Origin of the sequence: Alloalcanivorax xenomutans, from assembly GCF_032810065.1 — a bacterium.
Classification (GTDB): Bacteria; Pseudomonadota; Gammaproteobacteria; order Pseudomonadales; family Alcanivoracaceae; genus Alloalcanivorax; species Alloalcanivorax xenomutans.
Window position 1 is genome coordinate 4030060 of the sequence record NZ_CP136538.1, and the last position, 23260, is coordinate 4053319.

General features: G+C 63.9%; 25 protein-coding genes. 8 read left to right on the forward strand and 17 right to left on the reverse strand.

Features of this window, described 5'->3' with window-relative positions; genetic code table 11:
- Positions 1–27: 27 nt before the first annotated feature.
- From RYH70_RS18630 to RYH70_RS18655, 6 genes are all read right to left on the reverse strand, one after another.
- Complete coding sequence (locus RYH70_RS18630; RefSeq protein ID WP_116027862.1) at positions 28–1248, reverse strand: heme biosynthesis HemY N-terminal domain-containing protein; 1221 nt, start codon at positions 1246–1248, stop codon at positions 28–30.
- Positions 1245–2225, reverse strand: a complete 981-nt coding sequence (locus tag RYH70_RS18635) for a uroporphyrinogen-III C-methyltransferase (protein WP_233917842.1) — start codon at positions 2223–2225, stop codon at positions 1245–1247. Before RYH70_RS18635 ends, RYH70_RS18630 begins: the two co-directional genes overlap by 4 nt.
- A 208-nt stretch (positions 2226–2433) precedes the next feature.
- Positions 2434–3141: a uroporphyrinogen-III synthase gene (locus tag RYH70_RS18640; RefSeq protein WP_233917841.1), complete on the reverse strand. Its 708-nt coding sequence runs from the start codon at positions 3139–3141 to the stop codon at positions 2434–2436.
- Complete coding sequence (hemC, locus tag RYH70_RS18645; protein ID WP_022995146.1) at positions 3138–4067, reverse strand: hydroxymethylbilane synthase; 930 nt, start codon at positions 4065–4067, stop codon at positions 3138–3140. The genes RYH70_RS18640 and hemC overlap by 4 nt, the downstream gene beginning before the upstream one ends.
- A gap of 174 nt (positions 4068–4241) precedes the next feature.
- The gene (locus RYH70_RS18650; RefSeq protein ID WP_022995145.1) at positions 4242–4985 is read right to left on the reverse strand and encodes a LytR/AlgR family response regulator transcription factor; all 744 of its coding nucleotides are present in this window, start codon (positions 4983–4985) and stop codon (positions 4242–4244) included.
- Positions 4986–5010: 25 nt separating this feature from the next.
- Positions 5011–6096 (reverse strand): sensor histidine kinase, encoded by a 1086-nt coding sequence (locus tag RYH70_RS18655; protein ID WP_233925474.1) that lies wholly within the window; start codon positions 6094–6096, stop codon positions 5011–5013.
- Between the two features lie 384 nt (positions 6097–6480).
- Between RYH70_RS18655 and argH the strand changes: the two genes are divergently transcribed.
- Positions 6481–7875 (forward strand): argininosuccinate lyase, encoded by a 1395-nt coding sequence (gene argH, locus RYH70_RS18660; RefSeq protein WP_022994928.1) that lies wholly within the window; start codon positions 6481–6483, stop codon positions 7873–7875.
- Between the two features lie 67 nt (positions 7876–7942).
- Here argH and RYH70_RS18665 read toward each other — a convergent pair whose 3' ends face one another.
- The 6 genes from RYH70_RS18665 to RYH70_RS18690 all read right to left on the reverse strand — a co-directional run bounded on the left by RYH70_RS18665 (position 7943) and on the right by RYH70_RS18690 (position 13272).
- A complete protein-coding gene (locus RYH70_RS18665) occupies positions 7943–8335 on the reverse strand; it encodes a type II toxin-antitoxin system VapC family toxin (protein WP_317009493.1) in 393 nt (130 codons plus the stop codon).
- Positions 8335–8565: a CopG family transcriptional regulator gene (locus tag RYH70_RS18670; protein ID WP_080531649.1), complete on the reverse strand. Its 231-nt coding sequence runs from the start codon at positions 8563–8565 to the stop codon at positions 8335–8337. The genes RYH70_RS18665 and RYH70_RS18670 overlap by 1 nt, the downstream gene beginning before the upstream one ends.
- A 145-nt stretch (positions 8566–8710) precedes the next feature.
- Positions 8711–11107: a TonB-dependent receptor gene (locus RYH70_RS18675; protein ID WP_317009494.1), complete on the reverse strand. Its 2397-nt coding sequence runs from the start codon at positions 11105–11107 to the stop codon at positions 8711–8713.
- Between the two features lie 74 nt (positions 11108–11181).
- Complete coding sequence (locus RYH70_RS18680; protein ID WP_317009495.1) at positions 11182–12201, reverse strand: FecR family protein; 1020 nt, start codon at positions 12199–12201, stop codon at positions 11182–11184.
- Entirely contained in the window at positions 12180–12701 is a 522-nt protein-coding gene (locus RYH70_RS18685; protein WP_022994925.1) for a sigma-70 family RNA polymerase sigma factor, read from the reverse strand. Before RYH70_RS18685 ends, RYH70_RS18680 begins: the two co-directional genes overlap by 22 nt.
- Positions 12702–12798: 97 nt before the next feature.
- Positions 12799–13272 (reverse strand): hypothetical protein, encoded by a 474-nt coding sequence (locus tag RYH70_RS18690; protein ID WP_317009496.1) that lies wholly within the window; start codon positions 13270–13272, stop codon positions 12799–12801.
- 103 nt (positions 13273–13375) lie between these two features.
- Between RYH70_RS18690 and RYH70_RS18695 the strand changes: the two genes are divergently transcribed.
- Both RYH70_RS18695 and RYH70_RS18700 read left to right on the forward strand, forming a co-directional pair.
- Positions 13376–13993 (forward strand): TetR/AcrR family transcriptional regulator, encoded by a 618-nt coding sequence (locus RYH70_RS18695; RefSeq protein ID WP_035450453.1) that lies wholly within the window; start codon positions 13376–13378, stop codon positions 13991–13993.
- A gap of 90 nt (positions 13994–14083) precedes the next feature.
- Entirely contained in the window at positions 14084–14650 is a 567-nt protein-coding gene (locus tag RYH70_RS18700) for an NnrU family protein (RefSeq protein WP_055100506.1), read from the forward strand.
- Between the two features lie 10 nt (positions 14651–14660).
- On the opposite strand, the gene RYH70_RS18705 is transcribed toward RYH70_RS18700, so the two are convergent.
- Both RYH70_RS18705 and rnk read right to left on the reverse strand, forming a co-directional pair.
- The gene (locus RYH70_RS18705) at positions 14661–15143 is read right to left on the reverse strand and encodes a YbaK/EbsC family protein (protein WP_026948255.1); all 483 of its coding nucleotides are present in this window, start codon (positions 15141–15143) and stop codon (positions 14661–14663) included.
- A gap of 65 nt (positions 15144–15208) precedes the next feature.
- On the reverse strand, positions 15209–15607 hold the full coding sequence (gene rnk, locus RYH70_RS18710) for a nucleoside diphosphate kinase regulator (RefSeq protein WP_022994915.1): 399 nt from the start codon (positions 15605–15607) through the stop codon (positions 15209–15211).
- Positions 15608–15913: 306 nt separating this feature from the next.
- Between rnk and lptM the strand changes: the two genes are divergently transcribed.
- Both lptM and lysA read left to right on the forward strand, forming a co-directional pair.
- On the forward strand, positions 15914–16084 hold the full coding sequence (gene lptM, locus RYH70_RS18715) for an LPS translocon maturation chaperone LptM (RefSeq protein WP_022994914.1): 171 nt from the start codon (positions 15914–15916) through the stop codon (positions 16082–16084).
- A 13-nt stretch (positions 16085–16097) separates the two neighbouring features.
- Positions 16098–17339 carry a diaminopimelate decarboxylase gene (lysA, locus tag RYH70_RS18720; RefSeq protein WP_022994913.1) on the forward strand — a complete coding sequence of 414 codons (1242 nt, stop codon included), beginning with the start codon at positions 16098–16100 and terminating at the stop codon, positions 17337–17339.
- A gap of 83 nt (positions 17340–17422) precedes the next feature.
- On the opposite strand, the gene RYH70_RS18725 is transcribed toward lysA, so the two are convergent.
- The 3 genes from RYH70_RS18725 to RYH70_RS18735 all read right to left on the reverse strand — a co-directional run bounded on the left by RYH70_RS18725 (position 17423) and on the right by RYH70_RS18735 (position 20830).
- A complete protein-coding gene (locus tag RYH70_RS18725) occupies positions 17423–18262 on the reverse strand; it encodes a 23S rRNA (adenine(2030)-N(6))-methyltransferase RlmJ (protein ID WP_022994912.1) in 840 nt (279 codons plus the stop codon).
- 85 nt (positions 18263–18347) lie between these two features.
- Positions 18348–19307, reverse strand: coding sequence for an alpha/beta fold hydrolase (locus RYH70_RS18730; protein WP_317009497.1), 960 nt, complete (start codon positions 19305–19307; stop codon positions 18348–18350).
- Positions 19308–19354: 47 nt separating this feature from the next.
- A complete protein-coding gene (locus tag RYH70_RS18735) occupies positions 19355–20830 on the reverse strand; it encodes a flavin-containing monooxygenase (RefSeq protein WP_284454974.1) in 1476 nt (491 codons plus the stop codon).
- A 136-nt stretch (positions 20831–20966) separates the two neighbouring features.
- Here RYH70_RS18735 and RYH70_RS18740 point away from each other — a divergent pair, with 136 nt between their 5' ends.
- The 3 genes from RYH70_RS18740 (at position 20967) to RYH70_RS18750 (ending at position 23260) form a co-directional block, all read left to right on the forward strand.
- Positions 20967–21575: a TetR/AcrR family transcriptional regulator gene (locus RYH70_RS18740; protein ID WP_022994909.1), complete on the forward strand. Its 609-nt coding sequence runs from the start codon at positions 20967–20969 to the stop codon at positions 21573–21575.
- 70 nt (positions 21576–21645) lie between these two features.
- Positions 21646–22524, forward strand: a complete 879-nt coding sequence (gene dapF / locus RYH70_RS18745) for a diaminopimelate epimerase (RefSeq protein ID WP_063140983.1) — start codon at positions 21646–21648, stop codon at positions 22522–22524.
- 22 nt (positions 22525–22546) lie between these two features.
- Positions 22547–23260 (forward strand): DUF484 family protein, encoded by a 714-nt coding sequence (locus tag RYH70_RS18750; RefSeq protein ID WP_063140985.1) that lies wholly within the window; start codon positions 22547–22549, stop codon positions 23258–23260.

Consider the following 23260-nt stretch of genomic DNA (forward strand, 5'->3'; position numbering starts at 1 on the left):
ACTTCGTGGCAACTGACCGGGGCCTGTTCAGTTCGGCATCGGCAGGGACGGCAACTCGCTGTCCAACCGGGAAACCCGGCGCTCCAGCGCCTGATCCGCTTTGCCGTGATCGCCCAGCGCCCGATAAAGCCGCGCCAGCTCCGCCAGGGCGGTGGCGCTCTGGCTGGAATTGGCGGCGGCCTCGAAGAAGCTCTGCGCCTTGCCCCACAAACGCGCTTTCAGCGCCACCCGCCCGGCGGTGATCAACACTGCGGCATTACCGGGCCGTTCCGCCAGCCATCCTTCCAGAACCTGCAGCAAGTCATCCGGCGGCACATCGTCGATGGCCTCCAGAACCGGGGGCAAACGGTCATCCCACTCCTTGCCCAGTTGCTCGCGCACCAGACCCAGAGCCACTTTGCCCTGCCCCAGTTGCGCCAGGAAGCCGGCGTAACGGGCTTTCATCGCCGGATCATTCTTCAGTGCCACCGGTACCGATTTCCACAGCCGCCGCAACTCAGCAGCGCGGGACTCGGCATCATTGAACCCGGGCTTCTGCGCCACTTCCTGCACCCGCGCCAGCCAGGCCCGGCGCTCGCGGCGCGCCACGCTCTGCTCATCAAGCACTTTGCGCAGCCGGGGAATCAGATCGCACAGCGCCGGCCAGTCATGCAGCCGGTCCAGCACATCGGCGTACAGTGTCAGAACCCGGCGATTGTTGGGCGCCTGTTTGAGCAGTGCTTCCAACTCATGACGGGCCTGTTCCGGCTGGCCGTCGTCCAGAGCGAACCGGGCCCGCATCAAACCGCTCATCAGCAGCCCCCGGCGATCCGCCGACGCTTCGCCCAGATACTGTTCCAACGCCTCACCGTCACCGCGCTCGCGGGCGCATTCCGCCGCCAACAACCACGCCGCCAGCGGCCAGTCGCCTTCCCGACCGGCGGCGCTCAGCAGCCGTTCCGCCTTTTTGATGTCGCCATCCACCAGCAGCACCAGGCCGCTCTTCAGACGGCGGCGGGCCACCGACTGACGAAACCGGCGGGTGGCCCGCACCGGCTCGGCCAATTGCCACAATCCGTTGAGAATAAGGGTCGCCACCACCAGCGCCACCGCCGCCAGCACCGTCACCAGCACGGCGAAGCCCAGCGTGGTATCCATTTCCCAGTTACCGCGCACCAACAGCAGATAGCCGGAATCCGCCGCCATCCATCGGCCCAGCGCCGCCGCCGCGATCAGTGCCAGAACCAGCAACAGGAGAATTTTTTTCATGCGTCGCCCTCCTTGCGCTTGAGCTCACGAATCGCCGCCAGACCGCCGCCGATATCCGGCAGCGCCTGGCTGACCGCTTCCTCGTCCAGCTCATCCAGAGCGGAAAGCAGATGGCGCGTGGCCGGGTTGTCTCCACGGAACCACTGTGTGATGGTTGCCCGAGCCTGGTTCAGAGCCTGTCCGTAACTCTCCGCGCGCCCCTGCAATAGCGCCAGTTGTGCCTGCTGCAGGCTGGTATTGATGCTCAACCGCACCAGCGCCGCTTCGCTTTGCGTCATCGGCAGCGGCTCGGCGTCATCGTGATGGCGGATGTTCACCGGCAGATGGGAGAGAAATTGCCGCCACCAGGAAGGCTTGGCGTTGTCATCACCGGCGTTGCTGTTTTGCGGGCGCTCACGCAACGGGACCGCCAGTTCCTCGACGCGCTCGCGCAGCGCGCCGAGCCGCAGCACCAGCGCCTGGACGTCCATCTGCAGGGCCGCGTTGAGCGCTTCCATATCGGCGGCCAGAGCGCGGCGCGCCGGCAGTGTCTGCGGATCATCCAAACGGGCCAGGGTTTCATCGGCGGCTTTTAGCAAACGCCGCGCCGCTTCGGCGTCGCCGGTGAGCAGCAGGCGCTGGCTGGCCAGACTGGCCAGGGATTCCGCCTCGGTGATCAGCCACAGGCGCTGGCCGCCCTGGCTCATGTCATTCAGCTTTTCGCGATCCCGCGCCATGCGGGCTTCGGTTTCTTCCTGGGTATGACGCAAAGCCGCCAGCGCCTGACGCTGTTCCCGGCTTTCCTCACCCTGCTGGTCCAGCCGTTTTTCCAAACCGGCCACCTGCTGTTCCAGACCACTGCGCTGCCCTTCCAGGATCTGCCATTGCTGCCATCCCCACCAGCCGGCTCCCGCCAGCGCGGCGATCACGATAAGCAGAATAATCAATGGCCACAGGGCCAGGCCCCGCTGGGACGAAAGTGGACGGTACAGCGTCATGGGAGCTCCCTTTTTTTGTCATCCCGTGTTGTCATCCCGGCGCGGCGCGCCGGTGATCGCCGAAATGGCGGCATTTCCTTTGATACGATCCGGAACAAGCCTGAAAAACGAGGACGATGAAACGCCCAACAAGCCACAGCATAACCCGCTCCGGAAAGAAGAAAACCTTTGATGCCTGGCTATAGCGCCACGGTTGCAATTTTTTACTTCAGTCGCCGGTGGCAACCAGCGCCGCCACCATATCCCGATCGTGGGCGCTGGCGGCCACCGTCACCGGCCCCGGGTGGTCTTCGCGCACCGCCTGTGCCACCCGTTCCCCGGCGCTCACCACCCGGGCCGTGGCGGGCACCCGCGCCGCTATCGCCCGCCAACCCTCGACACTGGTAACCAGCACCACGGAGGCCTCCCCGGGCCAACGGAAGGACGGATCCGGACGACGCCGGTAAAAGGGGATGATGTCGACCTCGGCACCGCGTTCCCGCAGTCGGGCGGCGAGCCAGTCACGGCCGCTGTCCGCGCGGCAAATCAGAATGCGCCGATCCGCCACGTCCGCCAGACAGGGCAGCCCCAGCACCGCTTCGGAATTGAAACCGGCGCCAGGATATTCCGGCGTCATCCCCGCCGCCGCCAGCACCCGGGCAGTGGCCTCCCCCACCGTCAGCCAGTGCACGCCCACCGGCCACTGCGGCCAGACATCGGCGAACGCCTCCAGGGCCAGCTCGGCGGCGTTGGCGCTGACGAAGAACACCGCGTGGTAAAGGTCCAGATCCAGGATTCGCCGCCGGTCCGCCGCCGACAGTGGCAACGGTTCGATGGCCAGCGCCGGCTGGTGGACGGGGACATGGCCGGCATCGCGCAGCAGCGCCGCCAGCGTCTCGCCCTGCCCCCGCGGCCGGGTGATCAGCACCGTACTCATGAGCGTTGATACAGCTCCGCCAGAATGCGCTCGGCGCCCTGCTCCAGTAATGACTCAGCCACCCGCGCACCCAGTTCCTCGGCCTGTTCGCGAGGCGCCCGTGCCTCGGCCCGCAGCACGGTGTCGCCGTTTTCGCTGGCCACCAGGCCACGCAGCCAAAGGGTATCGTCCTCAAGCAGGGCAAAACCGGCGATCGGCACCTGGCAGCCGCCTTCCAGGCGGCGATTCATGGCCCGCTCGGCGCTGACCCGGTCCCAGGTAAGCGGGTCATTGAGCGGTGCCAGCAGAGTCTGCACCGGCTCATCTCCAGCCCGGCATTCAATACCCACCGCGCCCTGGCCCACCGCCGGCAGGGACTCTTCCGGCGGCATTTCATAGCGAATGCGGTCATGCATCTCCAGCCGCTTGAGACCGGCGGCGGCCAGAATGATGGCGTCGAAGTCACCACTGTCCAGCTTACCGAGCCGGGTCTGTACGTTGCCGCGCAGGCTTGAGACCTTCAGATCCGGCCGATTAGCCAGTACCTGGGCCTGACGGCGCAGGCTGGACGTGCCGACACAGGCGCCTTCCGGCAAGGCGGACAGGGCATCGTGGTGGTTGGAAACGAAGGCGTCACGGGGGTCCTCCCGTTCACAGATCACCGGCAGCGCCATGCCTTCCGGGAGTTCCATCGGCACGTCCTTCATGGAATGCACGGCGATGTCGGCGCGGCCGTCCATCATCGCCTGCTCCAGTTCCTTCACGAACAGGCCCTTGCCGCCAATCTTCGCCAACGGCGTATCGAGGATCTTGTCGCCCTGCGTCTTGATCCGCACCAGTTCCACCGAGAGGCCCTCGTGCAGGGCTTCCAGCCGCCGCTGGACATACTCGGCCTGCCAGATGGCCAGGGGGCTGGAACGGGTGGCGATGCGCAGAATGCGGCTCATGAAGCTCTCCTGAACAGGTAAGGAACCGTGGGCCGCACATTCTACCGGAAACGGGGGCGGGTTTGCCGGGCGGGTATCCCTCAATTCGCTTGCAGCGGCCCGCCGTCCGGACCAAGCGTCCCACGGCGGCTTCGTCACCGGTCCGTGGGAAGGCGGCAGGCGTGAACCACTCCCTCAATGCCGATTCAGCAGCGCCTGGCGCAACGCGGACAAGTGGCGGCGACTGACCGGCAGGCGCGCGTCCAGATCGCGCAGGCGCACTTCATAGCCGCCGTCGGAACCGCTGTGCTCCAGCGCCTCGATGTAATGCAGCGCCACCAGGGTGCTGCGGTGGGTGCGCACGAACAGGCCGTCGAATTCCTTCTCCAGGTCCTTGAGCGGTTCGTTGATCACCACCGATCCCCCGGTGTGATGGACGGTGACGTATTTCTGGTCGGCCTGGAAATAGCGCACGTCCTCCACCTGCACCAGTTCCAGGCCACGGTAGGTGCGGGCGCTGATATGGCGACGCTGACGCGGCCGGTTGGCGGCCATGCGATGTTGCACTTCCGCCAGTTGCACCTGGTTCAGGGCGCGGACTTTCTCCAGGGCCTGGCGCAGATCGGCCTCGCTCACCGGCTTGAGCAGATAATCCAATGCGTGGACCCGAAAGGCTTGCAGCGCGTGTTCCTCGAAAGCGGTACAGAAGATCACCGCCGGGGCCGGTTCCAGGCGGGTCAGGTGGGCACTGGCCTCGAGGCCATCCATATCCGGCATGCGGATATCCATCAGCACCACATCAGGGTGCAAACGGCTGGCACTGGCCAAGGCTTCACGCCCGGTGCCGGCCTCCGCCACCACCTCCATGTCGCATCGTTCCACCAGCCGCTTCAGTCGCATTCGGGCCAGGGCTTCGTCGTCACAGACCAATACGCGCATGCGTCCCCCTTTTCCTGTCCGTGCTTCATTCTATCGTTATGTCTTCCTGCACTCTTTCCCGCTCCTGTCCGGTTACCGATCCGGGGCGGGCGGGAAAACGGATTTCCACGTCATAATGCCGCTTCAGATCCCGGGCGCGCACCTCCACCTGATTGCCATGCAGCACTTCCAGACGGTGACGCACATTTTCCAGCGCCATGCGGTTACCGCGGTGATGACCTTCCCCTTCCGGCTTCGGATTACGCACGCTCAACACTATACGGCCTTCCTGGCACCGGGCTCTGATGGTGATCACACCCCCGCCGGGCAGCGGTTGAATACCGTGATAAATGGCGTTTTCCAACAAGGGCTGCAGCGTCAGCAGCGGCATTTCCTGATGCCGGGGATCCAGCTCGACACGCCAGTTCACCCGCAGCCGCTCTCCGAGGCGCAACTGCTCAATATTGATATAGCGCTCACACAGCGACAATTCCTCGGTCATGGGCACCGGGTCCGCGTTGTCCTTGAGGCTGGCCCGGAACAGCCTGGACAGATCCTCCACCGCCCGCTCGGCGGCATCCGGGTCGATACTGATCAGACTGGCGATGATGTTCATGGAATTGAACAGGAAATGCGGCCGGATCCGCGACTGCAGCGCCTGTAAACGAGCCTGCAACTGGGCCTGCCCCTGGCGCCGCAGTTGCTCCTGCACATAGACGTAACGCATCACCAGCCCGGCAAGGATGGTGGCGATCAGCACGTTGATGAGGATATTCGGGTGCCAGAGGGCATTGCCCGACGGTGCCCAGGACAACCAGCCGGTGAGAAGATTGGCGGCGGCACTGAAGACCAGCGTATTCGCCGACACCACCGCCACCACCGCCAGGGCCGCCCAGGAATGAGGCAGGCGGTTCAGCCAGCGGCGCAGCATACAAATCAGCGCCGCCGAACTGAGCGCCACCCATTGGATGAACAGCGAGGTCAGCGCCAGCCGGCCGAGACCGAACGCCTGATAGTAACTGGCCACCAACGCCACCACGATGGCCATCAGTTCCGCCACCACCACCACCACCAGCACCGCCCGGGCGGAGCACAGATCAGGCAGGAAGGCGTTTTGCGAGGAAGTATCCATGCTAGGGCCTGTTCACACTATTTGCATCCCGCCTGCTGGATGCCCTTTTTACCTCCAGCCAGGCGGAGGGCGCGCGGTTTGGTCATTCCAAATGAGCAATCGACAACGACGCGGGAGGTAAAAAGGGCTCCAGCCCTTCGGGCCGCGGCTAAAACACCACCACTCTGCGTTACTCGTCGTTCATTTGGAATGACCAAACTTCTCTCCTCCTGCCTGGATTGGTGACGTTTTAGCCGCAACAGGCGGGATGAAAATAGGGGGAACAGGCCCTAGCGGTTATACCCTGCCGGGAGCCCCACAGCCAGCCCGCCGGTGTTATACTGCGCGCCCGTTATCCGGTCCGGTGGTGGGTACCGGCGCATCAACGAACAGACGAGCAGCAACATGAGCGACAAGCAGCAGCAAAACAAACTCTGGGGCGGCCGCTTCAGCGAATCCACCGATGCCTTCGTGCAGGCATTCACCGCCAGTGTGCTGTTCGACCAGCGCATGTACCGGCAGGATATCCAGGGCTCCCAGGCCCACGCCACCATGTTGGCGGAAGTTGGCGTGCTCACCACCGAGGAGCGCGACGCCATCCTCCAGGGGCTGGATGAAATCCGCCAGGAGATCGAAGCCGGGGAATTCGCCTGGTCGGTGGCGCTGGAAGACGTGCACATGAACATCGAAGCACGGCTCACCGACAAAATCGGCATCACCGGCAAGAAGCTGCACACCGGCCGATCTCGCAACGACCAGGTGGCCACCGACATCCGTCTGTGGCTGCGCGATGAGATCGACCAGCTCGACGCCGAATTGCTGCGTCTGATGAACGGCTTGCTGGACCTGGCCGAGCGCGAAGCCGCCACCATCATGCCCGGCTTCACCCACTTGCAGACCGCCCAGCCGGTGACCTTCGGCCACCATCTGCTGGCCTGGTTCGAGATGCTCAAGCGCGACCGCGAGCGGCTGCTGGATTGCCGCAAAAGAGTCAACCGCATGCCCCTGGGCGCCGCCGCGCTGGCCGGCACCACCTATCCGATCAAGCGCGAACGCACCTGCGAGCTGCTCGGGTTCGACGCCGTGTGCGAAAACTCCCTGGACGCGGTCAGCGATCGCGACTTCGCCATCGAGTTCTGTGCCCTAGCGGCGCTGTCCATGACCCACCTGTCTCGGATCAGTGAGGAACTGGTGCTGTGGACCAGCGCCCAATTCAACTTCATCGACCTGCCGGACCGGTTCTGCACCGGCAGCTCGATCATGCCGCAGAAGAAAAACCCGGATGTGCCGGAGCTGGTGCGCGGCAAGACCGGCCGCGTCAACGGCCACCTGATCAGCCTGCTGACCCTGATGAAAAGCCAGCCCCTGGCCTACAACAAGGACAACCAGGAAGACAAGGAACCGCTGTTCGACGCCGTGGACACCCTGGCCGGCAGCCTGCGCGCCTTCGCCGACATGATCCCGGCGCTGGAACCGAACCGGGAAGTGATGCGCGAAGCGGCCCGCCGCGGCTTCGCCACCGCCACCGACCTGGCCGACTACCTGGTGCGCAAGGGCATCCCATTCCGCGACTCTCACGAAATTGTCGGCAAAGCGGTGGCCTATGGCGTCAGCAAGAAGAAGGACCTGGGCGACATGAGCCTGTCCGAGCTGCGCCAGTTCAGCGACCAGATCGATGACGACGTGTTCGAAGTCCTCACCTTGGAAGGCTCGGTGAGCGCCCGCAACCACATCGGCGGCACCGCCCCGGAACAGGTACGCGCCGCCGTGGCCCGCGCCCGCCAGGCGCTCGGCGCCTGAGACATCCGCGCTATCGCGGTCCTTTCCTGTAGGACTTCCCTGTAAGGAAAGGACCGCGATTCCCGGCTCAGAACCAATCCTCAAGCTGCAGTCCCGGCACCCGATCGAATTCCTTGGTGTTGTGGGTCACCAGCGCCAGCCCATTCGCCAACGCCGTACCCGCGATCAGAGTATCCAGAGGGCCAATGGGCGTGCCCGCGTTTTCCAGATACGCGCGCACCCTGGCCGCATGACGGGCCTCATTCGCCGCGAAAGGCAACAGCCTGACCACGCTCAGCAGGCCATCAAACTGGTTTCGTAACCGGTCCGGGTTAGTTGATTTGGCGATTCCGGTTTCGATTTCGTAGGCGACGACCGCGGGGATGGCGACATTCGCCGGTGATGTGGCCAACAGCCGATCAACCACCCGCCCCTTCCCTTTGAAGAAATAAATCAGGGTATTGGTGTCCAGTGCGTACATCAGAGCGGTTCTCTCGGCACGTCCGAGCCACCGTCCGGGCGTAATTCGGCTTCATCGGGGAAATCCGGCCATGCGCCCGCCAGGTCACGGACCTCCTTAGGCCAGTCCGTCCTGGTCTTTTCCTTGATCAGCTCCGCTATCCATCGACTCACCGGCACACCGGAAGACGCCGCCGCCGCGCGCAACGATTTTTCACTTTCGTCATCCAGGTAGATCGTCACTTGTCCCATCGAGGCTTCTCCACCAACCACTTATATGTTCAATTATATTTGGTTGTTTTTTAAACGCAAATTGAGAAAATCTCGGTCCCGAGGCTGATTCGAAGCGAGCGGTTTCAGAGCTTGTGGAGAGCCCGCGGTCAGCGTTCCAGGACCGTCAGAAATCCGCGCTCACCGACAGCATCGCCGTACGCGGCGCACCCACGGTGAGCATGCTCCAGCTGTTGACGCTGGCCCAGTAAGCCTTGTCCCCCACATTCTGCACGGTGAATCGCACCGTCACCGGGGTTCCGGCCAGGTCCGCCCGGTAACGCGCGCCCACATCCCAGGTGGTCCAGGACGGCAGTTCGCGGTCGTTGCTGCTGTCCAGGTACTGCTCTCCGGTATGGGTGGCGGACGCCGACAAGGTCAGGTCCGGCAACGGGGCCGGATCCCACTCAACGGTCATATTGGCTTGAAAGTCCGGAACACCGATCGGCGTGTTGCCTTTTTTGGCGGTGTCTTCGCTGCGCGTGTACTCGGCGTCCATGAGCATCAGCCCGGACATTAACCGGAGACGATCAGAGAGACGACCGAACACCATAGCCTCGATACCCCGGTTGCGCTGTTCACCACTGCGCCGGTAGGCACTACCGTCCAGCTCCGCCGACGGTTTGGTGATTTGAAACGCATCAACAGTGGCACCGAGCCCGCCCCGGTCCAGTTTGACGCCGACTTCGTACTGCTTGGCCACGTACGGCGCCAGTGCCTGTCCGGCGCCATCAGCCCCCTCCGGCACGATGTCGCCGCGGCTGAGCCCTTCGGTGTAATTGCCATAGAACGACACGCCGGACCAGGGCGAGACCACTACCCCGCCAAACAGCGCCGTTTCGCCTTTGTCATAACGGTTGCCGCGCACGCCGGCATTGTAATTGTCGGTTTCGATACGCTGGCGGCGGGCCCCCAGCGTCACCTGCAAACGCCGATCAAGAAACGACAGAGTGTCGGCCACCGCCACGCCGCTGAATTCGGATTCGGACAACTTGGGAATGCTGTCCGGTCGCGCCACCGGGATTTCCGGGTGATCCACCGGGTCATAGATGTTCGAGTCCCAGTCGTCGGTGGCGTAAACCGCGCCACGCCGGTAAGTTTCCCGGTAACGGCTGACCTGCAATGACATCTCATGGCTCACCAGGGCGGTGTCGAGCAGGGCCCGCAGCCCGGCATCGGCGGTACGGCGCTGATTGCGGAACAGCATATAGGACGGCGAATCCTTCACATCCCCGGCGCTGTTCTGAATCACCGGGTAGCCGAACAAACGGTCCACTTCACTGTCACCACCGCCCACGTTGGCGAACAGCATCAACTGATCGTCAAGATCGTATTCGACGGACAGCAGCATCGACTGATCGTCCACGCGGGACCATTCCCACGGCTGGGTCACGTTGCGCCGGCCATCAGGCGCACCGGGCAAAGGTAGGCCAGCGGCGATCATCAGTTCCCGGGACGGGGCATCGTTGTCCTCGCGCTGATCCAGCAGATCGAGGCTGGCGCGCAACCGGTCGCCCTGGTAATCCACCGCCAGGGCGGCGTAGCCGGAGGTCCGCTCCTGATTATCCAAACGGGTGTCACCGTCGGTGTGACCGCCATTGAAGCGGATGCCCCACCGGCGCTGTTCCCCGAACCGGCGGCTCACATCCACGGCGCCCCCGAATTGCTGGTCCTGGGTAAATTGCAGTTCCGCCCGGTTTAGGTCGGCGTCCTGGGCGCGCTTGGGCACGACATTGATGGTGCCGCCGACGCTGCTGTTGGGAGACAGACCGTTGAGCAGGGTGGACGGCCCCTTGAGCACCTCCACCCGCTCGGCGTAACCGGTCAGCACCCGATAGTTGGGAGCCACCCCGAACACCCCGTTGTAGGAGACCTCTCCGGAGTTGCCCTCGTTCATGGCAAAGCCGCGGATGAAGAAGGAATCCAGCATGCCGCCGGGACCGCTGGCATTACGCACCGAGGGGTCATTGCGGACCATTTCCGCCACCGTGCGCGCCTGGAGATTGTCGATGGTTTCGCGGGTGTAGCTGGTGATGTTCACCGGCGCGTCCATGTAGTCCTTGTTGCCGAGCATGCCGACCTGACCGCCGCTGGCAAGCTGGCCGCCCTCGTAGGGGACCGGAAGCGCCATCGCCGGCGAGCCGCCGATGCCAGCGCTCACATCCACCTGGTCCAACACCTGTGCCTGCTCGGCACGGATCACGTACACCGCTTCGGAAGCGCGGCGGGCGGTCAGTCCGGTGCCGGCCAGCAACCGGCGCAGGCCCTCGTCCACGGTGTAATCACCGCGCAGACCGGCGCAGTCTTTACCATCCAGCAAGCCGGCCCCGGCCTGCACACTGATGCCGGCTATATCGGCGAAACGATACAGCGCCGGTGCCAGGGCTCCGGGAGGCAGATCATAGGGCTGGCGCGCTGCCGGATCGGCCATCGCCAATAGCGGCAGCAGCAGGAGCAGCGACCACCACGGCCGTGACCACACGGCGCTGCGTTGAACACGGAGAAACGGAAGCATCACGGTCATTACTGGGTTTCCTGAAACAGTGCGAGGTCTTTGCCAGTAAGGACACGCGAAACGGAAAAAGGGGACAGCGCATTTCAGCGGGCGCGCACCGTCACCCAGTAGGGCGTCAGAAAGGCCACGTCCACCGGCACCGTGGCCGGCAGCGCCGCCAGGATCTGGTCACTGTGATCAAGCTGGAAAGTACCGCTGATACGCAGCGCGCCGGCATCTTCATCGCAACGCACCACGCCATGACGATAGCGCGCCAGTTCTTTCAGGAAGCGACTCAGCGGCATGTCATCGGCCACCAGCCGCCCTTCGGTCCAGGCCGCCAGTTCTGGCGGTGCGGTCTTGGTGGAGCCAATTGCCTCATGGCTGAAACGGGCCTGCTGGCCGGCATGCAACACTCGCGGTGACGCCGACGCCGAGGCATCGCCGGGGCGAATCACCACCGCGCCTTCGAACACGGCCACCCGGGTGGACGCCGCCGAGCCGCGCCGTACCAGGAAACGGGTGCCCAGAGCCTCGATCAGGCCCTCGCTGGTGCGCACCCGCAGTGGCCGATGCCGTTGCGACGGTGGCAAGCCATCGTCGCCGCTGGTCACCAGAATTTCACCGGCACGCAACAATAACAGCCGTTGTTCCCGATCAAACAGCACGTCCAGAGCGGAGCCTGCGTTAAGCATGACACGGGAGCCGTCATCGAGGACCAGCTCGCGGCGTTCACCAATACCGGTGCGATAGCTGGCGTTCCACTCGCTCCAGGGCAGCGCGCGCGCCGCCAGATAAGCCGCCGGAGCCAGACCGATCAATACCGCCAGATGCTTGAGCGCGCCGCGGCGGTCCAGACGCTGGCGGCGATCCAGGGTACGCATACCCACTTCGGCGGGGATCCGCTCGAACGTTTCGGCAAGACGCAAGGCCCGCTGCCAGGCCCGCTCGTGATCCGGATGCGCGGCCCGCCAGCGTTCCAGGTCGGCGCGTTCGGCGTCGTCCAGATCGGCTTCGCGCCAGCGCAGGAACCAGTGAGCGGCACGGCGCGCCACCTCACGCTGCAACGACTGGCTGCCGTCCTTGTTTACCCCATCAGAGTTCAGTCCATCAGCAGAATGCATTCTTCCAGGGCCCGGGCCATGTAGCGTTTCACGGTGCGCTCGCTCACCACCAGATGTTCGGCGATGGCGGCATAGGTCAGCCCTTCCAATTGGGACAGGAGAAAAGCGGTGCGCACCTTTTCCGGTAACCGGTCCAGGAGAGCATCCACTTCCTGCAGCGTTTCCAGCAAGGCCAGCCGCCATTCCGGCGAAGGCGCCTGCTCCGGAGGCAGCAGCGCCAGGGTTTCCTTGTAGGTCCGTTCCAGGGACAGGCGCCGATAATGGTTCACCAGCAAGCGACCGGCCACGGTACTCAGGTAAGCGCGCGGCTCGCGCACCGCCAGCACCCCGTCCCGGTCACGGGCGGTCAGCAGCCGCATGAAGGTATCCTGGGTCAGATCCTCGGCGCTATGTGAGCAGTCCAGGCGCCGCCGCAGCCACCCTCTCAGCCAACCGGAATGGGAGTGATACAACTGGTCGATACGGCGCTCGAAGGCCTCCTTCTCACCGGCGATCGTCATAGCAGTCCCCACCCCAGTCAATAATGCGAATTGTTATCATTATATCACTTTGGTGGAAACCTCCTCCATCATTCCCGATGGTCGATGGCCGCGCCGGCTAGGCGGCTGTGCGGAGCCGGCGCCGCAATACGCGGTGCCGGTGGGTAAAGACCCGGCGGATGAACCATCGCGTCAAGGGGGCCGCCAGGCGGGGCTTGAACGTCAGTTGGTCCACCAGCAGATGGCTGTCCGGGTCATCCTCACAAGGCAGAATACGCCGCTCATGACGCCACAGCGCCATGGATCCCATGGGCGACTGTTCCAGGAAGCCCCGGCCCGGGTCCAGCGCCAGCAGCGTCATGTCCGAATAATCAATGGGCAGGACGCCGAACAGAAAAATATAGCTGCGGAACAGGCGTGTTCCGCAACGCACCTCAACGTCATCCAGAGAATGAATCCCCTTCGGCGCCGTCATGCGTAGCCACGGGCGCAGTTCCGCGGCAATACCGTCCACCGAAGTGATCCATTGCCAGATTCGGGATTCCGGTACGGATAAGCGGGATGCAAATCGCAGTGTGATCGGGTCGCTCATGGTTGCTCCTTACCGGCTATCGGTGGGCTGCGTATTGCACATCGGCACAAACACGAGTAAATCTCACATTTCAGGCCGTCCGCCGCTACTCGCATTCACCGCCATGACCGGCATCCGCAAAAAGCCCCGCCAACAGCGCTCCCGCGCCACCTGGGACGCGATTCTGGAGGCGGCGGCTCAGCTTTTCGGGGAACGGGGCTATACCGGCACCACCACCAACAAGGTGGCGGAGCGGGCCGGTGTGTCCATCGGCTCGCTGTATCAGTATTTCCCAAACAAGGAGGCGCTGCTGCTGGCGTTGAGCGAGCGGCATATGGAGGAAAGCGGCGCGACCTTGAGCGCCGTCTTCCAACAATTGGAGCAGGAACGTCCGGACCTGGAAACAACCCTGACCTCGTTGATCGAGGCCACCGTGGCACTGCACCGGCACAACCCCGCCATGCATCGCTTGCTGTTCGAGCAAACACCCCGATCGGCGGCACTGATGTCGAGGTTCCGGCGCCTGGAAACGTTGATGGCCACGGCGGTGGCTGGGCAATTGACCCGTCTTGGTGTTGGCGGCCCCCATCCCGAGGCCCGCGCCCTGCTGCTGGTGCAAGGTGTGGAGGCACAGGTCCACGGCGCCGTGCTGGCACCTCCCGAAGGTCTCTCCAGCGACACTCTGGTGGAAGAAATCAAGGCTCTGTGGCTGACCGCACTACGAAGTGGGCACCCCCGGTGACCCCACGCCGCCATGTCCGCTATGCTCCGGGTCAGTGTTCCATTGGCATTGCCACACCGACATAGCCACCTTTTTAAAAGGAAGCCAGTCATGACAATAATGATTATCGGACTCGTGCTGTTTCTGGGCGTCCATTCCGTACGTATCTTCGCCGAGCCCTGGCGCCAGGCCCGGATTCAACAGCTGGGGGAACCCGCCTGGAAGGGGATCTATTCACTGGTGGCCCTGATCGGGCTGGTATTGACGATCTGGGGGTATGGTCAGACCCGGCTTGATCCTGTGTTTGTCTGGAACCCGCCGGTGGCCTTGCGCCATCTCACCGTGCTGCTGATGATACCGGCGCTGATTCTGCTGGTGGCGGCCTATGTGCCCGGCAATGCCATCAAGGCCCGCCTGGGCCACCCGATGATGCTGGCGGTGAAGGTCTGGGCCCTGGCCCACCTGCTGTCCAATGGCCGGCTGGGTGACATCGTTCTGTTCGCCGCCTTCCTGGTCTGGGCGATTCTGGCATTCCGCGCCGCCCGCCGGCGGGAACCGGCCAGCCGGACCGGCGGCCGCTCCAGCGCCACCATTACCACCGTGGTGGTGGGGCTGGTGGCCTATGGCCTGTTCGCTGTTTTCCTGCATCCCTGGTTGATTGGTGTGCCGGTGATGTGAGCAGCCACCGTCACATCCCGTTGGCCGGCTCCGGCAGTTGGCAAACGTCCACCCATTCGCCTTCCACCAGCTCCGCCAGCCGCTGCGGCGCGATACGCACCGCGCTGTGGGTGGCGCCGGCGGCGGGAAGCACTTCGTCGTAAAGGCGCAGGGATTGATCGCAGTACACCGGTAGTGGCGTGGCCAATCCGAAAGGACAGACGCCGCCGACCGGGTGGCCGGTGAGCGCCAATACGGTTTCCGCGTCGAGCATTTTCGCTTTGGCCTCGAATACCGCGCGCATTTTTCGGTTATCGATACGGGCATCACCGCGAGCCACCACCAGGATTTCCCGTTCACCGACCCGGAACGCCAGAGTTTTGGCGATCTGCCCGGGCTCGACACCGTGAGCCTGGGCGGCCAGCGCCACCGTGGCGGTACTGGTGTCCAGCTCGATGATACGAATCTCCGGTGCTTTTTCGGCGAAAAACGCGCGCACGCTATCCAGGCTCATGGCGGCTATCTCTTCAGGTAATGAAAGCGGCAAGGTGGGGAACGCCGGGCACAGGCCCGGCGCGATCACAGGTCGTAGTCGCCGGCGGCTTCCGGCTGGTACTCGACGTCAAGGATGACGATGCGCAGGGTTCGGCCATTGCGGCCCGGCCAGTCGATACTCTGGCCCTTGGCCAGTCCCAGCAAGGCCGCGCCCACCGGCGCCAATATCGACACGGTGTCGGGCTTGCCGGCGTCTTGCGGGTACACCAGTGTCACCGACCATTCCCGACCGCTGTTTTCCTCACGGCAGCGGACCCGGGAGTTCATCGTCACCACATCCGCCGGCATGCTGCGGGGTTCCACCACCGTGGCTCGCAGCAATTCGTCTTCCAGTCCCAGTACCTGGTCGTCATCCAGGTCCTCCAGCAACGGCTCAATGCGGCTGACATCCAATCGCGACACCGTAATAGGCGGCGGCAACATGTTCATACTCCTGTGGAAGCGCCCCTTCCGCGGGGCGCGGGCATAACATCACCGGCAACGATTTTTTCTATCGGCCCGGCAACGGTCCGGGAATGACCGCCATGGACGGCGGTCACTATAAAAACGGCGTTCCGATGGGAACGCCGTTGGGTTGTTGTTCCCTGATATTAGGCCAGTGGTGTTTTTTGGCAAGCCCGGGGGAGAGAATCCCTTGCCGAACGCCGTCAAAGTGACCGGCGGCGGTGTCATCCACCCCCGGTAACCCGCTATACTCGCCGCATTCAACCCTGCTTCCCGGAGCCTTTCATGCGTGCATTGAGCCTGTTGGTGTTGGTGCTGTTGAGCGGTTGCGGCCAGAAAGGCCCGCTCTACTTCGCCGAGCCGGCCCCGCCGCCCCAGCCCCAGGATCAACCACCGGCGACGGAGACGGCCCCTGCCGTGGACAACGACGACGATTCGGACCAGGACCCGCATTAACAGGATGAGCCCCATGGATCACTTTCCCTACCGCGACGGTACCCTGTACGTCGAGGAATTGCCGCTGACACTGCTGGCCGAACGCTTTGGCACGCCGTTGTATGTCTATTCCCGGGCCGCCCTGGAGACGCACTACCGCGCCTTCGATGACGCCTTTGGCGACCATCCCCATCAGGTTTGCTACGCGGTGAAGGCCAACAGCAATGTGGCGGTGCTCAATGTGCTGGCCCGCTGCGGCGCCGGTTTCGACATCGTCTCCGGCGGCGAGCTGGAGCGAGTGCTGCGTGCCGGCGGCGATCCGGACAAGATCGTCTTCTCCGGCGTCGGCAAGACCGCCGATGAGATGGCCCGTGCCCTGCAGGTCGGCATCCATTGCTTCAACGTGGAATCGGCGGCGGAACTGGAACTGCTCAACCTGGTGGCCGGCGAACTGGGCCAGGAAGCGCCCATCGCCATCCGGGTGAATCCGGATGTCGACGCCCAGACCCATCCGTATATCTCCACCGGCCTCAAGGAAAACAAATTCGGTGTCGACATCCGCAAGGCGCCGGCGTTGTATCAACGAGCGGCGGAACTACCGCACATCCGGATTCTCGGCATCGACTGCCACATCGGCAGCCAACTGACCCGTCTGGAGCCGTTCGAGGACGCGCTGGAGCGGGTGCTGGCACTGCTGACCGAACTGCAGGAACTGGGCATCGAGATCCACCACCTGGATCTGGGCGGCGGTCTCGGCGTCACTTACAACGACGAAACACCACCGGCCCACGAGGATTACGTGGCCGCCCTGCTGCGGCACATTCCCGGCGAGTTACCGGTACACATCGAACCGGGCCGCGCCATCGCCGCCAATGCCGGCGTGTTCCTGACCCAGGTGCTGTTCCTGAAACCCACCGAGCATCGCAACTTCGCCATCGTCGACGGCGCCATGAACGACCTGATCCGCCCCAGCCTCTATTCCGCCTGGCAGGACATCGTGCCGGTGACGCCCCATGAGGCGGACTGCCGGGACTGGGACATCGTCGGCCCGGTGTGCGAAACCGGCGACTTTCTCGGCAAGGACCGGGCCCTGGCCCTGGAGGCCGGCGACCTTCTGGCGGTGCGTTCCGCCGGCGCCTACGGTTTCGCCATGGCCAGTAACTACAACAGCCGTGGCCGGCCGGCGGAGATTCTGGTGGACGGCGATCAGGCCTTCGTGGTGCGCCAGCGGGAAACCATCGAGGATCAGCTCAAGCTGGAAACGCTGCTGCCCTGACAGGGACTTAGGCGCCAGCCATCGGGGACCGAGCACCACCGGAGCAGGCCGCTGGCGCGCGGCACACTGGTACCGCTGCCCGCTCACTCTCCAGTAAGCTGCGCCACCCGGTGGTGGCCGTGACCGTCTCCCAGCGCCGCCTGCAACACCGGCATCGCCTGCTTCATGTTTGCCGCCAGAGTATAAGGCGGATTGATCACCAGCAGCCCGGAGCCGGTCATGCCACGTCCGCTGGCGTCGGCGCGCACGCAACATTCCAGGCGCAGCAGGTTGGGAATGTCCGCTTCCACGAACCGGCGCACGAAGCGCTCGGTACGGTTACGTTCCAACACCGGATACCAGATCGCGTAGGTGGCGGTGGCGAATTTACGCAACGCCTGGCGCACCGCTTCCACCACCTGGGTGTAGTCCGCTTCCAGTTCATAGGACGGGTCGATCAGAACCAGTCCACGACGGTGCCGCGGCGGCAGCAACGCCTTGAGACCCTGCCAGGCGTCCAGCTTCTCCACGCGGACTCGTCTGTCACCAGCGAATTCCTGCCGTAACAGCTCAAAGTCAGTGCTGTGCAGCTCGGTACACTGCAGACGATCCTGCTCACGAAGCAGGTGGGCGGCAATCAGGGGCGATCCGGGATAGTGACTCAGGCGCCCCACCGGATTGAGTTGCGCCACCACCGACAGATAGCGGTCCACCGCGGCCACGCCGGTACGCTCACCGAACAGGCGGGCGATACCATCCACGTACTCCCCGGTCTTCTGCATGTGCGCGTCGTCAATGGCATAGCGCCCGGCGCCGCCATGGGTATCGTGCACGGTGAACGGCTTCGGTTTGAGCCGCAGATGATCGAGGATCGCCACTTCCACCAAATGCTTGAGGACATCGGCGAAACTGCCGGCGTGATAACTGTGACGGTAACTGAGCATGGCGGGTCCCGAGGCGGCAAACCGGCATTGTACGCGGGGAGCAACCAACACGCCTATACTCGGTGCGGCCCCGGCTTTCCCTCCATCAGGCGGGCGGCAAGGCCCGCATGCCGCGCCGGATGAAATCCGTGGTCACCTCCGGCTGGGTCAGCGGCAACATGTGGCCGCCTTCGATAAGCTCCAGTTCCACTTTGTCCGGGAACCGGTCCACCATCCCCTGCCCCTGTTCCCGGGGGTCGAGAATGCGGTCGTCGCGGCCATAGAGAATCCGGACCGGCACTTGCAGATCGGCATAACTCTGCTGCAGCTCCGGCACTACTCCATCCAGTGCCAGCAAATCCCGTGACGCCGCGATGAAATGACTGGGTCTCAGCCCGAGCGCGCCACCACCGCGTATCGCATAGTCGGCTGGCACTGTTTCCGGCCCGAACACGATATCCAACACCTTTTCCCGATAACGCATGGTCATCGGCACCATCAGCGTCCAGGCCACCAACAGGCGCAACCAGGACTGGCGTATGCCCAGCGCCGCGAACGCCTTGGAGGGACCGGCGGCGGGCATATGAGTCAGCGGCGCGATCAGCGTCAGCCCCCGCACCTTGTCCGGATGCCGCAACGCCGTGGCCAGCGACAGCGCCCCGCCCAGCGAGTGCCCCACCAACATCGGCTTACCCAATTGCAAGGCGTCGATGACGCCGGCCACCACATCGGCCTGAACTACCAGGGAGGCGGAGGAACGCGCGGCGCGTTCCGAATAGCCGCTGCCGGGGCGATCAATGGCCACCACCCGATAATCCTTGGCCAGTTCGCCGAGCACTTTGTAGGAGAAGTGCTGGGAGACCCCGCTCAGTCCATGAATCAGCAGCAGGGTTTCCGGCCCGCTGCCTTGCTCGATGTAGTGGATACGGTTGCCCATGACCGTGACGAAACGGCCCTCCGGCGGCAAGCCAAACTGCACTTTGCGCACCGTCATCCAGGTGAAAACAAAAAGTCCCGCCGCGATCAGAATCACCACGATCAACAGGCCGCTCAGCACATACCCCATAGCCGTTTCCTTCGTTTTTCTTCCCTACCGTTATTGAAACAGCGTGGTTATTGAAACTGCAGCACGCCGTCATCCAGTCTGCCGTACTGGATCATGTATTTGTCTTTCAGGTAATTCTGATGCACGCGCCAGCATTCGCGGTCGCCTTGTTGCGGCATGACATCCACGCCACGCTGGACATAGCCGGAACTGAAATCGAGGAACGGCAGCGCCTTGACGGCCGGATCGCGCCGCGCCACCGCCATCCGCGCGCCCTTCCTGTCCATGTAACGCAACAGGCGGGTCATGTAGTTGCAGGTCAGTTCGGCCTTCAACGTCCAGGACGCGTTGGTATAACCAAAAGTGAGCATCAGGTTCGGCACATCGCTGAGCATCATGCCTTTGTAAGCCATGCAGTCGGCCACCGCCATTGCCTTGCCGTCCACTTCCAGCCGCACATCGCCCAGGGCGTTCAATTTCAGCCCGGTGGCGGTGACGATGATGTCCGCCTCCAGCTCCTGGCCGGAAGCAAGGCGGATACCGCCCGGCGTGAAGCGGTCGATGGTATCGGTGACGATATCCACCCGCCGGGAGCGCAACATATGAAACAGATCGCCGTCCGGCACGGCGCAAACACGCTGATCCCAGGGACGGTAGTCCGGCGTGAAGTGTTTCATGTCCACTCCCGAGCCGATCTGACGCTGTGCCAGATGCAACAGGTATTCCCGGGTGGGGCCGGGCCGGGTACGGGCATTGTGGAAGAAACGCTGGCCGAGCAGCACGTTCTTCCAGCGGGTCAGGCGATAGGCCAGCGGCAGTGGCAACCAGCGCTGCATGGCGTGGGCAAGCCGGTCCACCAGGGGGCGCGCGAAGATATAGCTGGGGGAGCGCTGCAGCATGGTGACCCGCGCCCCCTGTTCGGCCAGTGCCGGCACCAGGGTGACGGCGGTGGCGCCGCTGCCGATAACGACAATGCGTTTGCCCTGGTAGTCCAGTTGCTCCGGCCAGAACTGCGGATGAATGATTTGTCCGGTAAAGTCCGACTCGCCGGGAAACTCCGGCCGATAGCCCTCGTCGTAGCTGTAGTAGCCCGAGCAGGAGGCGATGAAGCGGGTCCGGATGCGCTCCTCCCGCGTCTCCCCGGTCCGGTCGGTGGCCTTGACCCGCACCGTCCACAACCCTTCGTCACTGGACCAGCTGGCCGACATAACCTGATGGCGGAAGCAAATGTTGTGAATGGCTCCGGACTCTTCGGCGATTTCCTCGATATAGCGCTTGATGTCCGCGCCATCGGCAATCGCCTTGCGGCCGGTCCAGGGCTTGTAGCTGTAGCCCAGGGTATACATGTCCGAGTCCGACCGTATGCCCGGATAGCGGAACAGGTCCCAGGTACCGCCAATGGCATCCCGCCGCTCAAGAATCAGATAGCGCTTGTCCGGACACTTGTCGATCAGGGCCCGGGCCGCGCCGATGCCGGACAGGCCCGCGCCGATGATCAGGACATCCAGGGGGGCGGGCTGAAATTGTTCTTGTTGTTTATTCATGCTGATATCCTCTGTGCCTCGCGCCAATACGGGCTTGCGCGTTTGCGATGAAACGGCCGCGGGCCTTTGCTGGTAAGCATGAGTGACAATTTATATTGTCACTTATAATTTGACAACGCCGCTTTTCAGAATCCTCATGGCCACAGAAACCACAGGCAAGCGACCGTACCGGGGCACCGCCGCACGGGAACGGCGCGCACTGCGCCGCCAGCAGTTGATCGATGCCGCGACCGAGGTCTACGGCCACAACGGCTACCGGCATTCCAGTGTCAAACAGGTGTGCGACGCCGCCGGCCTGACCCAGCGCTATTTCTATGAATCCTTCGGCCACAGCGATGAGCTGCTGATCGCCTGTTATGAGCAGGCCACCCGACGCCTGCGCGCGCACAACATGGCCGCCGCCGAGGCCGCGGGGGACGACCCGCTGGCCCGCTGCCGCGCCATGCTGCGCTCCTATTTCCAGGAGTTGAAAGACAAACCGAATGTGGCCCGGCTGTTGCTGATCGATATTCGCGGCATCAGCCCGGCGGTGGACCGGGCCATCGATGACGCCCTGCGGGCCGGCATCCAGAACATGACCCAGGCCCTGGCCCGGCCCGGTCAGCAGTTCGACCCCATGCTCCAGGCCGGCCTCCAGGGCGGCTTCATTCATATCGCGCTATATTGGATGGCCACCGGTTATGCCCAGCCGGTGGACACGGTGACGGAAACCGCGCTGAAGATTTGCGCCGCCCTGCTGGAATAATCCCCGCCCTACTGCTCCCCGGCAAATCCCCGTACAATGGTGGTTTTCGTTATCTGCGCGGATGCGTCGCATGCGACTGAAATTCACCAAAATGCACGGGCTTGGCAACGATTTCGTGGTCGTGGATGGCGTGCGCCAGCCGCTGCCGGAAAACGGCCCGCCGTTACCGGCGGAAGAGCTGCGGCGCTTGGGCGACCGGCATTTCGGCATTGGCTTCGATCAGATGCTGGTGGTGCAACCGGCCCGTAAAGAGGGCGTGGACTTTCGCTACCGCATTTTCAACAGCGATGGTTCCGAAGTGAGCCAGTGCGGCAACGGCGCCCGCTGCTTCGCCCGCTTCGTCCGTGACGAGGAACTCACCGACAAACACGAGATCCGCGTGGAGACCGCCGCCGGCGAAATGACCTTGCGGGTCACCGACGATGGCCTGGTGACCGTGGACATGGGCGCGCCGCGCTGGGCTCCGCAAGCCATTCCCTTCACCGCCAAGGCGGAAGCGGACAGCTATTTTCTTGTGGCCGGCAACAACGGCTATGAAGTCTCCGCCGTGGGGCTGGGTAATCCCCATTGTGTCCTGTTGGTGGAAAATGTGGACAACGCCCCGGTGGACACCGTCGGGCCGTTGCTGGAAAGCCACGAGCAGTTTCCCGAGCGGGTCAACGTGGGATTCATGCAGGTGATCGGCCGTAATGAGATCCGGCTGCGGGTCTACGAGCGCGGCGCCGGTGAAACCCTGGCCTGCGGCTCCGGTGCCTGCGCCGCGGTTTTGTGCGGCCAGCGCCGCGGCCTGCTCGACGACACCGTCACCGTGCACCTGCTCGGCGGCACCCTGCAGGTCCACTATCCTTACAGCAGCCAGGACGGCCAGAGCGGCGTATTGATGACAGGCCCGGCAAGCCGTGTCTATGATGGCGCCATCGACATTCCGCAGCCGAGCAAAGCCCGTTGAGCCAACCCACGGGGATAATTTCATGAGCGAGCAAAAGCCCACCAGCGCCGACCAGGTCGCCGCTTTCCTGCGCCAGCACCCGGACTATTTTCAGCAACGGCCGGAGCTGCTGGAACTGCTGCGTCTGCCGGACGCCCGCGGCCAGGCGGTTTCCTTGCTGGAACGCCAGGCGGCGATCCTGCGCGAACGCAATCAGGAGTTACGCGAACGCCTGAACGGCCTGCTTGACGTGGCGCGGGAAAATGACCGTCTGTTCGAACTGACGCGAAGCCTGACCCTGGCCCTGCTGGAAGCACGCACCCCCGACAAGCTGTTCCGGGGCCTGGTGCGTACCCTGGAAGACGACTTCCATTGCGACGCCGTGGCTTTGCTGCTGCACGACCGCGAGATCCCGATTCTCGGCGAATTGCGCAAGCAGGTACGGCTGATCGACGATGAAGCGCTGCCCTCCGGCCTGGCGCCGATGCTGCGTCCGGGCAAGTCGGTGTGCGGCGTGTTCCGCCAGGAAGAACTGAAAGCGCTGTTCCAGGAGCAGAGCGAGCAGGTGCAATCCGCCGCCCTGATCCCGCTGGATTTCCATGGCCCGGTCGGTCTGCTGGCCATCGGCAGCCGTGACGCCATGCACTTCCGCAGCGGCATGGACACTCTGTTCATCAACCACCTGGGCGATATCCTGGCGCGCCGTCTCAGCGAAGTGGGCCGTTCCAGTACCGCCCGCCAGGCGCAACGGGCCTGA

Coding starts and splice junctions, on each gene's coding strand:
- RYH70_RS18665 (WP_317009493.1), bottom strand. CDS start 8,335: ATGTACGCACTGGACACCAATACCCTGATTTATTTCTTCAAAGGGAAG.
- RYH70_RS18750 (WP_063140985.1), top strand. CDS start 22,547: ATGAGCGAGCAAAAGCCCACCAGCGCCGACCAGGTCGCCGCTTTCCTG.
- lysA (WP_022994913.1), top strand. CDS start 16,098: ATGGATCACTTTCCCTACCGCGACGGTACCCTGTACGTCGAGGAATTG.
- RYH70_RS18690 (WP_317009496.1), bottom strand. CDS start 13,272: ATGAGCGACCCGATCACACTGCGATTTGCATCCCGCTTATCCGTACCG.
- RYH70_RS18680 (WP_317009495.1), bottom strand. CDS start 12,201: ATGCATTCTGCTGATGGACTGAACTCTGATGGGGTAAACAAGGACGGC.
- hemC (WP_022995146.1), bottom strand. CDS start 4,067: ATGAGCCGCATTCTGCGCATCGCCACCCGTTCCAGCCCCCTGGCCATC.
- RYH70_RS18650 (WP_022995145.1), bottom strand. CDS start 4,985: ATGCGCGTATTGGTCTGTGACGACGAAGCCCTGGCCCGAATGCGACTG.
- lptM (WP_022994914.1), top strand. CDS start 15,914: ATGCGTGCATTGAGCCTGTTGGTGTTGGTGCTGTTGAGCGGTTGCGGC.
- RYH70_RS18635 (WP_233917842.1), bottom strand. CDS start 2,225: ATGACGCTGTACCGTCCACTTTCGTCCCAGCGGGGCCTGGCCCTGTGG.
- RYH70_RS18640 (WP_233917841.1), bottom strand. CDS start 3,141: ATGAGTACGGTGCTGATCACCCGGCCGCGGGGGCAGGGCGAGACGCTG.
- RYH70_RS18685 (WP_022994925.1), bottom strand. CDS start 12,701: ATGACGATCGCCGGTGAGAAGGAGGCCTTCGAGCGCCGTATCGACCAG.
- argH (WP_022994928.1), top strand. CDS start 6,481: ATGAGCGACAAGCAGCAGCAAAACAAACTCTGGGGCGGCCGCTTCAGC.
- RYH70_RS18725 (WP_022994912.1), bottom strand. CDS start 18,262: ATGCTCAGTTACCGTCACAGTTATCACGCCGGCAGTTTCGCCGATGTC.
- RYH70_RS18705 (WP_026948255.1), bottom strand. CDS start 15,143: ATGAGCCTGGATAGCGTGCGCGCGTTTTTCGCCGAAAAAGCACCGGAG.
- RYH70_RS18675 (WP_317009494.1), bottom strand. CDS start 11,107: ATGACCGTGATGCTTCCGTTTCTCCGTGTTCAACGCAGCGCCGTGTGG.
- rnk (WP_022994915.1), bottom strand. CDS start 15,607: ATGTTGCCGCCGCCTATTACGGTGTCGCGATTGGATGTCAGCCGCATT.
- dapF (WP_063140983.1), top strand. CDS start 21,646: ATGCGACTGAAATTCACCAAAATGCACGGGCTTGGCAACGATTTCGTG.
- RYH70_RS18655 (WP_233925474.1), bottom strand. CDS start 6,096: ATGGATACTTCCTCGCAAAACGCCTTCCTGCCTGATCTGTGCTCCGCC.
- RYH70_RS18695 (WP_035450453.1), top strand. CDS start 13,376: ATGACCGGCATCCGCAAAAAGCCCCGCCAACAGCGCTCCCGCGCCACC.
- RYH70_RS18740 (WP_022994909.1), top strand. CDS start 20,967: ATGGCCACAGAAACCACAGGCAAGCGACCGTACCGGGGCACCGCCGCA.
- RYH70_RS18730 (WP_317009497.1), bottom strand. CDS start 19,307: ATGGGGTATGTGCTGAGCGGCCTGTTGATCGTGGTGATTCTGATCGCG.
- RYH70_RS18630 (WP_116027862.1), bottom strand. CDS start 1,248: ATGAAAAAAATTCTCCTGTTGCTGGTTCTGGCACTGATCGCGGCGGCG.
- RYH70_RS18735 (WP_284454974.1), bottom strand. CDS start 20,830: ATGAATAAACAACAAGAACAATTTCAGCCCGCCCCCCTGGATGTCCTG.
- RYH70_RS18700 (WP_055100506.1), top strand. CDS start 14,084: ATGACAATAATGATTATCGGACTCGTGCTGTTTCTGGGCGTCCATTCC.
- RYH70_RS18670 (WP_080531649.1), bottom strand. CDS start 8,565: ATGGGACAAGTGACGATCTACCTGGATGACGAAAGTGAAAAATCGTTG.